Raw genomic sequence first — 14364 nt, forward strand, 5'->3', positions numbered from 1 at the left:
TTGGAGACTGGCCCCGGACCGCGTCCTGGCTGCCCGCGCGTGTGCAACTGGGCCTGCCCATCGCGCCCCGCGGCGCCGCCCGAACATAATCCAGCGGCAGCGCCACACCACGCCCCTTTGACCACATCCATGACCCCACCCCCGCCCCGCGCCCACACCCTGCGCCTGGTGCTGGGCGACCAGCTCAACCCCCTGCACAGCTGGTTTGCCGAGCACGATGCCGGCGTGGTCTACGTGCTGATGGAAGTGCGGCAAGAAACCGACTACGTGATGCACCACGCGCAGAAGATCCTGGCCATCTTCGCCGCCCTGCGCGACCTGGCGCGCCAGCTGCGCGCGGCCGGCCACCGCGTGCGCTACGTCGCCATCGACGACGCCAGCAACCGCCAGTCCCTGCCCGGCAACCTGGCCGCGCTCATGGCGCACTACGGCGCGCAGCGCCTGCAGTACCAGCACCCCGACGAATGGCGGCTGGACGAGCAGTTGCGCACCTGGGGCGCGGAGCAAACCTTTGCCGTCGAGGCCGTGGGCAGCGAGCACTTCTACACATCGCGCACCGAGGTGGCCGACACGTTCCGGGGCCGCCCGCAGTGGCTCATGGAGCACTTCTACCGCCGCATGCGCCAGCGCCACCGCGTGCTGATGGACGAGGTGGGCGAGCCCGAAGGCGGCCACTGGAACTACGACCACGACAACCGCAAGCCCTGGCCCGGCACGCCCGCCACCCCGCCCGATGCACGCCCCACGCACGACCACAGCGCGCTGTGGGCCACCATCGTGGCCGCAGGCGTGCAAAGCTTTGGCAACCCCCAGGCCGCGCAGCTGCGTTGGCCCGTCAATCGTGCCGAGGCGCTGGCGTGGCTGGACCACTTCATCACCGCTACGCTGCCGCACTTTGGCGACTACGAAGACGCCATGAGCACGCGCAGCGCGCGCTTGTTCCACTCGCTGCTGTCGTTTGCCCTCAACACCAAGATGCTGAACCCGCGCGAGGTGGTGCAGCGTGCGGAGGCCGCCTACCGCGCAGGCACCGCACCGCTGCCCGCGGTGGAGGGCTTCATCCGCCAGATCCTCGGCTGGCGCGAATACGTGCGCGGCATCTACTGGGCCCACATGCCCGGGTACGACGAGCGCAACGCCCTGGGCCACACCGCGCCGCTGCCCGACTGGTTCTGGACCGGCCACACCCGCATGCGCTGCATGCAGCACGCCGTGGGCCAGTCGCTGGAGCACGCGTACGCCCACCACATCCAGCGCCTCATGGTCATCGGCAACTTCGCGCTGATGGCAGGCCTGAGCCCCGCCGCCGTGCACCGCTGGTACCTGGGCGTGTACATCGACGCGTTCGAATGGGTGGAGGTGCCCAACACCGTGGGCATGAGCCAGTTCTCCGACGGCGGCCTGCTGGCCACCAAGCCGTATGTGAGCAGCGCCGCGTACATCGACCGCATGAGCGACTACTGCACCGGTTGCCACTACGACAAGAAGCTGAAGGTGGGGGAGCGTGCGTGCCCGTACAACGCGCTGTACTGGGACTTCTTTGCGCGCAACGAAGCAGTGCTGGGTAGCAACCTGCGTCTGGGCATGGTGTACCGCCAGCTGCAAAAGATGCAGGGCCCGCAACTCGATGCGCTGCGCGAGCATGCGGCTGGCTTGCGCACTAGACTGGGTGCGCTTTGATTTCGCCCCATGTACCAGCCATGCAACTCCATCAGTACCCTGTGCCGCGTATGTCTGCCCAGATCATTCAGGAGTGGGCTGAAGAGCTTGCAGTCCGCTATGGCTGCACCGTGGAAACGTTCATGGCCAAGCCCGGCCATTTGATCTTTTTCCCCTCCCAAACCCTTCGCATCGAACTCATGGATGGATCCGCCGTGGAATTCAATTACGCGTTCGCACTGGTGAGCGAAGCCCGCCGCACCGTCGCCGTTTTCACCGAGCACTGCGGCCACCATGTGTTTCCGCACCATCAGGCCAAAGTGCTCTGCAATGGCGTCCTGCTCTATGCGCAAGACACACAGCCAGGCGACTGGTCATCCCCATGAACTCACTCCCCCACGGCTACCGCGCCATCGTCATCGGAGCCACCGGCGCCATCGGCAGCGCCTTTCTGGCGCACCTGCAGGCCGACCCGCGCTGCGCCCTGGCCGTGGGCCTGGGTCGCCACACCAGCCCGGCGATCGACCTGGACGACGAGTCCACCATTGCTCATGCCGCCCAGCACCTCAAGGCCCAGGGCCCGTGGCACTGCATCATCCACGCCGCAGGCATGCTGCATGGCCCCCACGGCCTGCCTGAAAAGCGCCTGGGCCGGATGAACTACGCGCAGATGGAGGCCACCTTCCGCACCAACACCTTCGGCCCTGCGCTGGTGCTGGCCCACTTTGCGCCGCTGCTGCCCAAGCAAGAGCGCGGCCTGCTGGCCGTGCTGTCAGCCAAGGTGGGCAGCATTGGCGACAACCGCCTGGGCGGCTGGTACAGCTACCGCGCATCGAAGGCCGCGCTCAACATGCTGCTCAAGACGGCGTCCATCGAAGTGGCCCGCACCCACCCGCAGGCCGTGCTGGTGGCGCTGCACCCGGGCACCGTCGATTCGGCGCTGTCGGCACCGTTCAATGGTGCGGAAATCGGCCGCCGGGCCAGCGATGCGGCGGGCGATATGTTGCGGGTGTTGGATGGGTTGGAGGCGGGGGAGACGGGCGGTTTTTATGGCTATGGCGGTGAGCAGTTGCCTTGGTGAGGGGAGGGCGGTTTCAGGCTGATAGGCGATGTCGCCAACGGCCGCCTTGCAGCCTCGCAGCCTCGAAGACGGCGACCAGACGGCGGGACATTGCGCGCCGCCTGCCCTCTGTTCGACTAGGACTCGCCGCGTTTGCTCTTTGCAGACAATTTGGCCCTTGACGCCGAGCCTCGGGGCTCGCGTCGACCACCAAGCAATTCCTTGCTGCTCAACACGTACTCGGAGTTCTCGGTCAGACGTTGCACGGCCAGGTCGATGAAGGCCCGCGCGCGCGCGGGCTGCGAGGTCCTGCTGCCGAAGTACACGAAGTAGCTGGCGTACTCTGGCATGTGGTCGACCAGGATGGGAACCAGTTGGCCCGCCCGGATGTATGGTGCGGCCGTCACTCCGGCCAACTGCCCCAGCACTTTGCCTGCCAGCACGGCCTGCAATTCGAAGACTTCGTCATTGCTGCAGATGGCTGGCACCACCGGCTGGTCGACCACTTGCTCGTCGAGCTTGACGTGCCACGGCGCGACCTTGCCCGTGCCAGGGTGGCGAAAGGCGCTGCAGCGGTGAGAAGCGAGTGCGCCCAATGAGTCGGGAACGCCATGCCGTTCGAAGTAGGCCGGTGCACCGCAGATGAGCAACTGCAGCGGGAACAGTTTGCGCGCAATGACGCCCTCGTGGGGCGAAGGACCGAGCCTGAAGCCGACGTCCACACGGTCTTCGACCCAGTTGCCGACGCGGTCGTCCAGCAGCACGTCGGGCTGGATGCCGGGGTAGCGCTCGCAGAACTCCTCCACCAGGCGCCAGAGTATGGGCTGGAACGTCGTGCGTGGTCCGGCGATGCGCAGAGGCCCGGCAAACTCATCCCGTGCCATGCGGGCGTTCTGCAGCGCCCGCTGCATGCCCATGAGCGCCGGCTGTACGTCATCGAGCAGGCGTTGTCCCGCATCGGTCAATGACATCACCCTCGTCGTGCGGTGAAACAGCCGCGCGTTCAAGTGCTCCTCCAGCTGAGCCAGCGCCTTGCTGGCCGCCTGGGGGCTGATGTTCAGCGCCAGTGCGGCCTTGCGCAGGCTGCCCAGCTCGGCCGCCTGGATGAAGGTGGAGATGGAACGAAGCTCGTTGATGGCCATGGGATGCTGCCTCCTGCCTGAATTGTCACCATTTTGATGCCAATCAAACAACCTTCTTGTCACTATTCGGATGCGAGTTGAGTGCCTACAGTCCGTTCCATTGAATCCCAAAGAACCCGCCATGCAACACGTCACCCTGAACAACGGTGTCCAGATGCCCATCCTGGGCTTTGGCGTCTTCCAGATATCCGATGCTCAGGAGTGCGCGCGCAGCGTGGTCGATGCCATCGAGACGGGCTACCGGCTGATCGACACCGCCGCTTCCTACATGAACGAAGAGGCCGTCGGCATGGGTCTCAAGGCCAGCGGCGTCGCCCGCGACCAGCTCTTCGTCACATCCAAGCTCTGGGTGCAGGACGCCGGCTACGATCGCACCCGGCAGGCCATCGACAAGTCGCTGCGCCGACTCCAGACCGACTACCTGGACCTCTACCTGATCCACCAGCCCTTCGGCGATGTCCACGGCGCCTGGCGTGCGATGGAAGAGGCCTACCGCGCCGGCAAGCTGCGCGCCATCGGCGTCAGCAACTTCCATCCGGACCGGCTGATGGACATTGAGGCCTTCAACGAGATTGCGCCAGCGGTCAACCAGGTCGAGGTGAACCCTTTCCAGCAGCAGCTTGAGAGTGTGCCTTTCATGAAGGAGATCGGTGTGCAGGCCGAAGCCTGGGCGCCCTTCGCCGAAGGGCGCAACGGCCTGTTCCAGAACGAGGTTTTGCTGGCCATTGGCGCGCGCTACGGCAAGTCGGCCGGCCAGGTCGTGCTGCGCTGGCTGGTGCAGCGCGGCATCGTCGCACTGGCAAAGTCGGTTCGCAAGGAGCGCATGGCCGAGAACATCGCCATCTTCGACTTCTCGTTGGACGATGAGGACATGGCCCGCATCGCGGCGCTCGACACCAACACCAGCAGCTTTTTCTCGCACCGCGATCCGGCCATGGTCAAGTGGATGTCAGAACGCAGGCTGGACCTCTGAGGCGCTGCGTGAACACGTCGGCACCTCCAGCACACTCCGGCAAGGCGGGCACCGTGCTGGCCATCATCGTGGCCAGCTACCTGATGATCGTGGTGGACATCTCCATCGTCATCACCGGCCTGCCTCGCATCCAAGCCAGTCTGGGTTTCAGCGCGGCCCAGCTGTCCTGGGTGACCAATGCCTACACCCTGGCCTTCGGCGGCCTGCTGCTGCTGGGGGCCCGTGCCGGCGACATCCTCGGTCGCCGGCGCATGTTCATCCTGGGACTGGCCTTGTTCACGCTGGCCTCGGTGGCGATCGGCCTGGCCGGATCGGCCGCTTGGCTGCTCGCGGCCCGCGCCGTCCAAGGCGTCGGCGCAGCGGTCCTGGCGCCCTCCACCTTGGCCCTGCTGTCCACGCATTTCGCCGAAGGCCCGGCGCGTACCCGCGCTCTGTCCCTGTACGCCGCAGCGGCTGGCGTTGGTGCCACGCTGGGGCTGGTGCTGGGCGGCTTGTTCGCCGACCTGCTGTCCTGGCGCGCCGGCTTCTTCATCAACCTGCCCATCGGGCTGCTGCTGATCGTCGCGGCCCGCCGGCATATCGCGGAGACGCCGCGTCATCGGGGCCGTTTCGACCTGGGTGGTGCGCTGAGCTCCACCCTGGGGATGACGGCGCTGGTCTATGGGCTGGTTCGAGCGGCCGACGCGGGCTGGTCGGATGCGCAAGCGCAAGTGGCTCTGGTCGCTGGCGTGCTGATGCTGGTTGCCTTCATCGGGATCGAGTGCCGCGTCAGCCAGCCCATCCTGCCGATGCGCCTGCTGGCCAGCCGGGAGCGCGCGGGAGCCTATCTCGCGCGCATGCTCTTCCTGGGCGGCGCCGTGGGCTTCTGGTTCTTCTCCACGCAGTTCCTGCAGGGCGTGCTGCACCTGCGTCCGCTGCAGGCGGGCATCGCGTTCCTGCCGGTGACCCTGCCCAACTTCGTGTCGGCCCTGGCCGTGCCCAAGCTGGCACGCCGCTTTGGCAACGAGCGCCTGCTGCTCGTGGGCCTGCTGCTGGGTGTCATCGGCCTCCTGTGGCTCGGCCTGGCCGGTGCCGATGCCAGCTACTGGGCCGACGTGGCGCCGCCCATGCTGCTCATCGGCCTGGGCCAGGGCCTGCTGCTGGCCCCATTGACCGCTGCCGGTGTCGCCGGGGTGGCCCGTGAAGATGCCGGTGCCGCCTCCGGCATGGTCAACGTCGCGCACCAACTGGGCGGGGCCTTGGGGCTGGGGCTGCTGGTGCTCGTCTTTGCCCATTCGGCGCCGGTCGTCGGCGCACAGGACAGCGCCGCGCTGGCACAGCGGATTTCTGCCGTGATGGATGTGGGCGCTCTGTTGCTCGGCCTGGCCCTGCTCGTGTCCTGGGCCTTCATCTTCTTGCCCGGTCGCCACGCGCGACAACAAGCTCAGGAGGTACTTTCGTGAAAACATTGCTTTGCTTGGCCATGGGCGCCGCAGCCGCCTCTGCTGGTGCGCAGCCTGCCGACGGCACCGCTACCGCTGCACCCGTGGTGGAGGTGCGGGCCGCGTCGTCCGCGCCGGTTGCCACCGGTGCCGCCGAGAACTTCAGTGGGGTCGCCCGCATCAGTTCTCCCTTCCAGGCGCTGCCCCCCGGCAGGGCCGGCGGCGCGACCGTGAGCTTTGAGCCCAGCGCGCGCACGGCATGGCATACCCACCCGCTAGGACAGACCCTCATCGTCACGGCAGGCCTGGGCTTGGTGCAGCAGCAAGGTCAGCCGGTACAGGTCATCCGCCCCGGCGACGTGGTCACCATTCCTGCCAACGTTCGCCACTGGCATGGTGCCGCGCCCGAGACCGTGATGACGCATGTGGCCATCGCCGAGAAGGACAACGGCATCTCGGTTCGCTGGCAGGAAAAGGTCGCTGACGCGGACTACCGGGCTGCCTGGGTTAGTACCGGGCTGGGCCTTGAGCGCAGCCACGTCAAGTCGCAGGCGCCCGCCGAGACTTTGTCGCCCAGGCAGCGCGCCATCCCGCTGATCGCGGCGTTCGCGGCGAGCAGCGACATGCCCAGGCTCGGCGCCGCGCTGAACCAAGGCCTGGATGCAGGTCTCAGCGTCGGCGAGGCCAAGGAGGTGCTCGTGCAACTCTATGCCTATGCCGGCTTCCCGCGCAGCCTCAATGCGCTGGGTGAACTGCTGAAGGTGGTCGAAGCACGCCGCCAGCGCGGCATCCAGGACGCACCGGGACGAGAACCCAGCCGCGCCGTGTCCACCGGTGACGAGTTGCTGCGAGCCGGCCGGGCCAATCAGACGGAAATCTCCGGCGGGCCGGTTCAAGGCCCGGTGTTCGACTTTGCGCCCGTCATCAACCAGTTCCTTCAGGCCCATCTGTTCGGCGACATCTTCGAGCGCGACAACCTCGACTGGCCCAGCCGCGAGTTGGCCACCGTCGGTGCATTGGCCGCCACGCCGGGCGCAGAGGCGCAATTGCGCTCGCACATGCGCGCCAGCTTGCGCGTGGGCCTGGCGCCCGCCCAGCTGCAGCAGCTCACGCAAGCGCTGGCAGAAGAGGTCGGCGACCAAGCTGCGTTGCGCGCGCGCGAAGCCCTCACACAAGCATTGGCTCTGGCATCGAAAGGATGAGCATGAACATCACACGCCCCCGCTTCAGCTCGACTTTGGCCTCGACCTTCGCCTCGATCTTGGTGATTGCCAGCCTGCTCGCCGGCTGTGCGGCGCCTGGAGGCGCCGGCCATGGCGACTTGGTCATTCTTCAGTCGCAAGGCAGCTTCGCCGTCGGCGGCACGGTGCTGAAGACACCCGGCACGTATGACAACAATCAGCCCACTGCGGCTGGACAGAGCTTTCACGGCGACCACCTCTACGCCTTCTACCAGGTCCCGCTGCACCCCAGGTCCCTGCCCATCGTGATGCTCCACGGCGCGTTCCAGTCGGCACGCAGCTGGGAGTCCACGCCGGATGGCCGTGAGGGCTTTCAGACCCTGTTCGTGCGCCGAGGTTGGCCGGTCTATCTGGTCGATCAGCCGCGCCGTGGACGCGCGGGCAACAGCACGGTGGCCGCCTCGCTCGCGCCCGCCCCCAACGACCAGCTGTTCTTCGACCAGTTCCGCATCGGCAAGTGGCCCAGCTACTTCGACAACGTCCAGTTCGACCGCAAGCCGCAGACGCTGGAGCAATTCTTCCGCTCGGTCACGCCCAACACCGGGCCTTACGACGCCACTGTGATTGCGGATGCCATGTCGGCGCTGCTGGTCAAGACCGGCCCGGCCGTTCTATTCACTCACTCGCAGGGCGGCGGGCCAGGCTGGCTGACAGCCATCAAGAGCCCCAACGTGAAGGCCATCGTTGCGTTCGAGCCTGGAAGTGGATTCATCTTTCCACCGGGTGAACTGCCGCCAGCCATGCCCAGCGCGGCGGGAACCCTGGCACCGGAGGCGGTGTCGGCCGAGGACTTCCAGAAGCTGACCCGGGTTCCCATCGTCATCTACTACGGCGACAACTTCCCGACCGAGCCCACGACGGAACGCGGCCAGGACAACTGGCGGGTGCGACTCGCCATGGCTCGCCTCTGGGCGGACGCCGTCAACAAGCATGGCGGCGATGCGCGCGTGGTGCACCTGCCGGAGACGGGCATCCGCGGGAACACCCATTTCCTCATGTCCGACCTGAACAACGTGCAGATCGCCGACCTGGTGTCTGCCTTCCTGGCGCAGAAGAAGCTCGATGGAGCCCGCGCCCAGCCCGTTCACTCACACGATTGAAACCTCTATGACCCACGAAGCCTTCAACGCAAAGCGCCGCGATTTCCTCGGGACTTCGGCACTCGCAATTTCCGCAGCAAGCCTGGGCGTTACAGCAATGGCCCTCTCGACCTCGGCAGCCGCGGCCGACTACAAGAAGAACCCCTTCACCCTGGTGTACGGCGATGCCATTACCGCCAACGAGCCGGGCAAGGTCCATATCCATCCGGTGACGTACAAGCTCAATGGCCTGGACATCGTCGCCAACGTCTATGCCCCCGCAAACTTCGATCCGGCCAAGAAGTACCCCGCCGTGGTGGTCGCACACCCCAATGGCGGGGTCAAAGAGCAGACCGCCGGCCTGTATGCGCAGCGGCTGGCCGAGCTGGGCTACGTCGCGATGGCCATGGATGCCGCCTACCAGGGCGGCAGCGGCGGGCTGCCACGCTCGGTGGATACGCCGGGAAACCGCACCGAGGATATCCATGGCGCCGCCGACTTCATCACCCGCTACCCCGGCGTCGACGCGGCGCGCCTTGGGTTGCTGGGCATCTGCGGCGGTGGCGGCTATTCGCTGGCCGCAGCTAAGACCGACAAACGCTTCAAGTCGCTGGCCACGCTCAGCATGTTCAACTCGGGTCGGGTCCGTCGCAACGGCTTCGCCGACTCGCAGCTCGCCACGATTCAGCAGCGTCTGAAGCAGGCTTCGGACGCACGCGCCCAGCAGATGGCTGGCGGGAAGCTTCTCTACTCCGGCGACGCCGATATGACGGATGCGCAGATCGCTGCCTTGCCCTTCGAGATGTACCGGCAAGGCTACGAATACTACTGGCGTACCCACGCCCATCCGGGTTCGACCTTCAAGTACACCACCAGCAGCCTGCTGGACCTGATGCGCTGGGACGCGACGGACCAGATCGACATGATCGAGCAGCCCTTGCTGATGATTGCCGGCAGCAGGGCCGACAGCCTCTACATGACCGAGGCCGCGTTTGCGAAGGCAACGGGCGCGAAAAACAAGGAACTGTTTCTCGTTGAGGGCGCCACGCACATCGAGACCTACTGGGTCCCCAAGTACGTGGATGCTGTCTTGGCCAAGCTGGCCCCTTTCTATGCCAAGAACCTGTGACGCCGGTTCGACCAGTTTCAAGCGGTCGTCAACCAAAGAGTTCAAGCGGGCTGTGTGGTGTTTGCCCAGTGCCGCGTCGGCGCAGGAATCAGTCCCTGTCGGCGCGTATCAGCTTTAGTCGTCATTGATAGACACACGACTCTTTGAACCAGGCACGCCCAGGTATGCATGCCATCGATCTGTGGCGGTTGCACCGCTCACTGTTGAGCCGGACGGATCGGAAGCTCAACGCACCGGCGTCTTGCAAGGACGGCTTTCAGCGAACAATGCTGTACACAGGTACTGACCGCCAAGGTCTGCAATCGCTGCACTGCAGATATCGTCGCGGTCGATGTTCAGCCAGCACACCTCCATCGGTCCACGGGACTGTTTTTTTGAAGGTGGCTCAATTCACGCCCCATCTCAACCAAGACCGGCATTGCTGATCAATCCGGCGTGCGCTTACCGTCCGCTCAATCAACCCGCAGCACCTCAAACTCCTGCCGGACCAGTGCAACCTGTATCCACACTGCATCCCCCTCGCACTTACCCAATACAGCCCTGCCCAACGGGGCATCGCTGCTGATCACCTGCACGGTGTGACCGCCGCAGGCCAGCTTCATGCTGCCTCCCTGCGGGCCCAGAAAGAGCAGCAACTGTTGCTGCTGCTGCTGCTGCTGCTGGTCATCAGCATCGACCAGGCAGACCAGCGCACCCAGCTGTATGCCTTTGCTGGCGTCATAGGGGTGCGGGTGGAACTGGCGCCAATGGGCCATCGCCTGGCGGATGGCATCGGCGCGGCGGGCCTGGCCGGTGGCCAGGTAGGCGGCTTCCAGGCCCAATGTGTCGTACTTGTTTTCGGCGATGTTCTCTTCGTGGGTCGCGGTTTCATGGGCCGCCCGCACGGCCTCCTCGGCTTGCAGCAGGTCTTCGGCGAGGCGTTCCAGTACCTGCTGCTGCAGCAAGAATTTATCCATGATGATCATCAAACGTCGGCATCTCTAACGGGCGGGGGCGGCGCTGGATTATGAAGGGCGCCACCAGCCTTCGGGGCTTCACACGCGGCCACATGCGGCCCCAGCCGAGCAGAGCAGAACGCACAGCGGGTGCAGGGTGGGGTTCGTCGTGCAGCGCTCGCAGCCGCCTCGTGTCGAATGCCAGGGGTGAACCGGCCTGTGGCGTGGCGGTACCGATCTACCGGTGCAAGCTGGGTGGGCGACTCTGCATGCGTGCATGCACGACTGTGCGCGGGTGTCGCCGTTCACCTTGCTCGGTATGCGTTGGCTTATCGACATCGCTGCCCCCATGCCCTGCCTACAATGCCGTGATGAGCCGGCCCCCAGCACCCGCACCCCTCGAGTGGGTCAGGCACGCAGAACCCATCGATGGCATGAAGCGCATCGAGGCGCGCTTTCATGGCAAGGCCTATGCCATGCACCGCCACGACACCTACGCGATCGGCAGCACGCTGGCAGGTGTCCAAAGCTTCAACTACCGCCACAGCCGGCGCGACAGCCTGCCGGGCCACACGATGGTGTTGCACCCCGATGAAGTCCACGATGGTCAGGCCGGTACCGACGAGGGCTTTCAGTACCGCATGGTCTATGTGGAGCCCGCGCTCATCCAGGCGGTGCTCCAGGGGCGCGCGTTGCCGTTCATCGAAGGGGGCGTGACCACCGACCCGCGCCTGGCGCTGGCCACCCACCACCTGCTGCGGCACATCGACACGGTGCCGGAGCCGCTGGAACACAGCCATGCCGTGGCCGAGCTGGCGCATGCGCTGCAAGCCGTGGCGGGCGCCCCTGCGCGGCTGCCCCAGGGCGACTTTCTGGCCGCGCAGCGTGCCTACGACTATCTGCATGCCCACCAGGCCCGGGTCATTGCGCTGGACGAGCTGGAGGCAGCCACGGGCCGTGACCGGTGGAGTCTGTCGAGCGACTTTCGCATCTTCTTCGGCACGAGCCCGTATCGCTTTCAGACCATGCGGCGGCTCGATGTGGTGCGCCGCATGTTGATGGGCGGTGCGTCGCTGGCCGACGCTGCCGCGACCGCCGGGTTTGCCGACCAGAGCCACATGACCCGCCACTTCACCAAGACCTTCGGGCTGACCCCGGGTCGGTGGCTGCGCATGGCCTCCGGCGGGCGGGTTGCGCAGTGATGGATGGATGGATGAATGAACGGACGGATGGATGGATGGATGGATGAAGGGGCGAGCCACGAACGTTCAATACAGGGTGAACAACGCTGCGTAGATTCGGCTTCTTTTTCCAAGGAAGGAGCGACCCATGTCCATGCCCCTCAACCCCACGGCGGCTCCGGCCGGGCGTGGTCAAAGCCAGGCCATTGACCTGGTCCGGAAGATCGACGGCATCGATGGCCACTGGCAGCCGCGCGTCGTCGCAGAGATGAACGACTACCAGTTCAAGGTGGTGAAGGTGCAGGGCGAGTTTCCGTGGCATGTGCATGCCGACACCGACGAGACATTCGTCGTGCTGGAAGGCGAGCTGAAGATCGCCACCCGCGGTGGCGCTGGCGATGGCGAGTGTTCGGGCGGCGAAGGGGTTATCGTACTGCGCGCGGGGCAGATGGCGGTGGTGCCCAGGGGCGTGGAGCACCAGCCCTGCGCAGATGCCGAAGTGAAGATGCTGCTGATCGAGCCGCGGGGCGTGGTGAACACGGGCGACGGCGCGCCGGGGGCACGCACCGTGGCCAACGATCAGTGGGTCTGAACCGGGCGCCTTGCCGAAGCCCTTGCGCAGGCGGCCGGGCTACGCCGGCCCTGGGCGATCAGGTGTTGGGGAGCGGAGATCGGGGTGAGCTGCCGGCGGCTTGGAGCAGGTCGCCCACGCGGTGGGTGCCGAGAAACGTGGGAATGCTGTCTGCCTCCAATGGCTTGGACAGGAAGTAGCCCTGGATGGCGTCGCACCCGGCCGCCACCAGCAGGTCGAGGACGCCTTGTGTCTCGACGCCCTCCGCCAGCATGCGGTAGCCCATCGAGTGGCCCAGGTCTATGAGCGATCGCACCAGCTTCAGCGCCCTCGGGCTGGTCTCGATCGGCATGACCAGCGACTGGTCCAGCTTCAACATGCCCACGGGCAAATCGAACAGGCACGCCAGGTTGGAGTAGCCCGTGCCGAAGTCGTCCAGCGAAATCTGGATTCCCAGGGCCTTCAGGTGCCCCAGGGCATCCAGCGTCGCCTGGCTGGTCATGATCGCGTTCTCGGTGCATTCGATGTGCAGATGCGTCGGCGAGACTCCGTGGCGTGCGCAGGCCTCGCGGACGAAGTCCACGAAACCGGGCCGCTCCAGGTTCTTCGACGAGACGTTCACTGCCATCGTCAGCGAGATGCCGCTGCGCTCCCACAGGGCCAGCTGCGCCAGGGCGGTGTTCAAGACCCATTCGGTGAATTCGTGGATCAGGGCGGTTTCTTCGACCAGCGGCACGAAGTCGCCCGGGGGCACGACACCGTATCGGGGGTGGGTCCAGCGCGCCAAGGCTTCCACGCCAGAGAAGGCGCCCAGGGAGAGGTTGAGCTTGGGCTGGTAGACCAGCCGGAATTCGCCGCGCACCAACCCGGCCGAGACGCCCCGGGCCAGATTGAAGGCACGCCGGTGTGCGGTGTCGAAACACGGGTCGTGCCACATGTGGCTTTGCTCGCTGGACGCGGCCTCGTGCATGGCCGAGCTGGCTTTGCGCAGGGCGTCGGCTGCGCTGGCGGCGTTGAGGTCGAACTCGACCAGGCCCGCCTGCACGCGCAGCTCGATGGACACGCCCCCGCTGTCAAACCGCTCCCGCATGTGGTTGAGCAGGTCGATGGCGGCGCGCTCGCTGGACTCGCGCGGTCCGGCGCCGAGCAGGATCGAGAACCGGGTTTCGCTGACGTGGTGGAGCATGGTGCCGGGCGGCAGCGCAGCGGCCAGGCGTGCCGCGATGTTGCGCAGGGCATGCTCCAGGGGCTCGATGCCCATGGCCCGCACGGCGGCGTGCAGTGCTGCCTGCCCAATCACGTCCACCAGCATCAGCACGCGCTGCTGCCCGGGGTAGTCCCGGCACAGGTGCTCCAGGTCGTCCACCAGCTGTGCGCGGTTGGGCAGCCGGGTCACTTCGTTGACGCGGCCCGCGCGCTGGTGCAGCTCGATCTGCGTGACGACCATGGCGGCCATCTCTGCCAACCGCTGGCGCTGCGCACGGTCGAAGGTGCGGGGCCGCCGGTCGAGAATGCACAGGCTGCCCAGGGCGTGGCCGGAGTTCAGCACCAGGGGCGCCCCGGCGTAAAAGCGGATGGCGTGGCGGCCCACGACGAGCGGGTTGTCGTGAAAGCGCGCGTCCTGGGTCGTGTCTTCCACCACCAGCACGCTGCCCAGCTCGATGGTGCGGTCGCAGAACGCGGAGTCTCGGTCCGTCTCTCTCAGATCGAACCCGCAGCGTGACTTGAACCACTGGCGGTCTTGATGCACCAGGGACACCAGGGCGATGGGCGCGTCGAACACATGCGTTGCCAGCCGGGTGATGCGATCGAATGTCTCGCTGTCTTCCGTGTCCAGAAGCTGCGTGCACTCGAGGACGTAGATGCGCTCCTGCTCACGCGCGGTGTCCCGCGCTGGGGCGTCGAGGGGTGTGGGTCTCATGGCGTATCGGGAAGGTCGAGTGACGACTTTATCGCACACGCCGGGCATCCGT

Annotated in this window: 13 protein-coding genes; 10 read left to right on the forward strand and 3 right to left on the reverse strand. The window is 66.2% G+C overall.

The genetic code is table 11. The features are described from left to right. Positions 1-129 precede the first annotated feature (129 nt). The 3 genes from ACSQ3D_RS05530 to ACSQ3D_RS05540 are packed head-to-tail and all read left to right on the forward strand — an operon-like array spanning position 130 to position 2740. A complete protein-coding gene (locus tag ACSQ3D_RS05530; protein WP_436126200.1) occupies positions 130-1680 on the forward strand; it encodes a cryptochrome/photolyase family protein in 1551 nt (516 codons plus the stop codon). Positions 1681-1730: 50 nt separating this feature from the next. Continuing rightward, the gene (locus ACSQ3D_RS05535) at positions 1731-2045 is read left to right on the forward strand and encodes a hypothetical protein (protein WP_436126201.1); all 315 of its coding nucleotides are present in this window, start codon (positions 1731-1733) and stop codon (positions 2043-2045) included. Further along, positions 2042-2740 carry an SDR family NAD(P)-dependent oxidoreductase gene (locus ACSQ3D_RS05540; RefSeq protein ID WP_436126202.1) on the forward strand — a complete coding sequence of 233 codons (699 nt, stop codon included), beginning with the start codon at positions 2042-2044 and terminating at the stop codon, positions 2738-2740. The genes ACSQ3D_RS05535 and ACSQ3D_RS05540 overlap by 4 nt, the downstream gene beginning before the upstream one ends. Positions 2741-2856: 116 nt before the next feature. On the opposite strand, the gene ACSQ3D_RS05545 is transcribed toward ACSQ3D_RS05540, so the two are convergent. Then, positions 2857-3861: a LysR family transcriptional regulator gene (locus tag ACSQ3D_RS05545; protein WP_436126203.1), complete on the reverse strand. Its 1005-nt coding sequence runs from the start codon at positions 3859-3861 to the stop codon at positions 2857-2859. A gap of 121 nt (positions 3862-3982) precedes the next feature. Between ACSQ3D_RS05545 and ACSQ3D_RS05550 the strand changes: the two genes are divergently transcribed. The 5 genes from ACSQ3D_RS05550 to ACSQ3D_RS05570 are packed head-to-tail and all read left to right on the forward strand — an operon-like array spanning position 3983 to position 9704. Then, positions 3983-4834: an aldo/keto reductase gene (locus ACSQ3D_RS05550; protein WP_436126204.1), complete on the forward strand. Its 852-nt coding sequence runs from the start codon at positions 3983-3985 to the stop codon at positions 4832-4834. An 8-nt stretch (positions 4835-4842) separates the two neighbouring features. Further along, complete coding sequence (locus ACSQ3D_RS05555; protein WP_436126205.1) at positions 4843-6276, forward strand: MFS transporter; 1434 nt, start codon at positions 4843-4845, stop codon at positions 6274-6276. After that, positions 6273-7457 carry a (R)-mandelonitrile lyase gene (locus ACSQ3D_RS05560; protein ID WP_436126206.1) on the forward strand — a complete coding sequence of 395 codons (1185 nt, stop codon included), beginning with the start codon at positions 6273-6275 and terminating at the stop codon, positions 7455-7457. Before ACSQ3D_RS05555 ends, ACSQ3D_RS05560 begins: the two co-directional genes overlap by 4 nt. Before the next feature lie 2 nt (positions 7458-7459). Further along, on the forward strand, positions 7460-8596 hold the full coding sequence (locus ACSQ3D_RS05565) for an alpha/beta hydrolase (RefSeq protein ID WP_436126207.1): 1137 nt from the start codon (positions 7460-7462) through the stop codon (positions 8594-8596). A gap of 7 nt (positions 8597-8603) precedes the next feature. Continuing rightward, positions 8604-9704 (forward strand): alpha/beta hydrolase, encoded by a 1101-nt coding sequence (locus ACSQ3D_RS05570; protein WP_436126208.1) that lies wholly within the window; start codon positions 8604-8606, stop codon positions 9702-9704. Positions 9705-10156: 452 nt separating this feature from the next. On the opposite strand, the gene ACSQ3D_RS05575 is transcribed toward ACSQ3D_RS05570, so the two are convergent. Continuing rightward, the gene (locus ACSQ3D_RS05575; protein WP_436126717.1) at positions 10157-10660 is read right to left on the reverse strand and encodes a GreA/GreB family elongation factor; all 504 of its coding nucleotides are present in this window, start codon (positions 10658-10660) and stop codon (positions 10157-10159) included. A gap of 350 nt (positions 10661-11010) precedes the next feature. Between ACSQ3D_RS05575 and ACSQ3D_RS05580 the strand changes: the two genes are divergently transcribed. After that, positions 11011-11841 carry an AraC family transcriptional regulator gene (locus ACSQ3D_RS05580; protein WP_396506895.1) on the forward strand — a complete coding sequence of 277 codons (831 nt, stop codon included), beginning with the start codon at positions 11011-11013 and terminating at the stop codon, positions 11839-11841. A gap of 127 nt (positions 11842-11968) precedes the next feature. Then, positions 11969-12412, forward strand: a complete 444-nt coding sequence (locus tag ACSQ3D_RS05585; protein ID WP_436126209.1) for a cupin domain-containing protein — start codon at positions 11969-11971, stop codon at positions 12410-12412. A gap of 58 nt (positions 12413-12470) precedes the next feature. On the opposite strand, the gene ACSQ3D_RS05590 is transcribed toward ACSQ3D_RS05585, so the two are convergent. After that, on the reverse strand, positions 12471-14312 hold the full coding sequence (locus ACSQ3D_RS05590) for a putative bifunctional diguanylate cyclase/phosphodiesterase (protein ID WP_436126210.1): 1842 nt from the start codon (positions 14310-14312) through the stop codon (positions 12471-12473). Between the last annotated feature and the right edge of the window lie 52 nt (positions 14313-14364).

Origin of the sequence: Acidovorax sp. LjRoot117, from assembly GCF_964252695.1 — a bacterium.
Taxonomy (GTDB): Bacteria; Pseudomonadota; Gammaproteobacteria; order Burkholderiales; family Burkholderiaceae_C; genus Acidovorax.

What these genes read in the sequence shown, in the direction of transcription:
- ACSQ3D_RS05585 (WP_436126209.1), top strand. Translation starts at nt 11,969, where the DNA reads ATGTCCATGCCCCTCAACCCCACGGCGGCTCCGGCCGGGCGTGGTCAA.
- ACSQ3D_RS05570 (WP_436126208.1), top strand. Translation starts at nt 8,604, where the DNA reads ATGACCCACGAAGCCTTCAACGCAAAGCGCCGCGATTTCCTCGGGACT.
- ACSQ3D_RS05565 (WP_436126207.1), top strand. Translation starts at nt 7,460, where the DNA reads ATGAACATCACACGCCCCCGCTTCAGCTCGACTTTGGCCTCGACCTTC.
- ACSQ3D_RS05550 (WP_436126204.1), top strand. Translation starts at nt 3,983, where the DNA reads ATGCAACACGTCACCCTGAACAACGGTGTCCAGATGCCCATCCTGGGC.
- ACSQ3D_RS05540 (WP_436126202.1), top strand. Translation starts at nt 2,042, where the DNA reads ATGAACTCACTCCCCCACGGCTACCGCGCCATCGTCATCGGAGCCACC.
- ACSQ3D_RS05575 (WP_436126717.1), bottom strand. Translation starts at nt 10,660, where the DNA reads ATGGATAAATTCTTGCTGCAGCAGCAGGTACTGGAACGCCTCGCCGAA.
- ACSQ3D_RS05545 (WP_436126203.1), bottom strand. Translation starts at nt 3,861, where the DNA reads ATGGCCATCAACGAGCTTCGTTCCATCTCCACCTTCATCCAGGCGGCC.
- ACSQ3D_RS05535 (WP_436126201.1), top strand. Translation starts at nt 1,731, where the DNA reads ATGTCTGCCCAGATCATTCAGGAGTGGGCTGAAGAGCTTGCAGTCCGC.
- ACSQ3D_RS05530 (WP_436126200.1), top strand. Translation starts at nt 130, where the DNA reads ATGACCCCACCCCCGCCCCGCGCCCACACCCTGCGCCTGGTGCTGGGC.
- ACSQ3D_RS05590 (WP_436126210.1), bottom strand. Translation starts at nt 14,312, where the DNA reads ATGAGACCCACACCCCTCGACGCCCCAGCGCGGGACACCGCGCGTGAG.
- ACSQ3D_RS05580 (WP_396506895.1), top strand. Translation starts at nt 11,011, where the DNA reads ATGAGCCGGCCCCCAGCACCCGCACCCCTCGAGTGGGTCAGGCACGCA.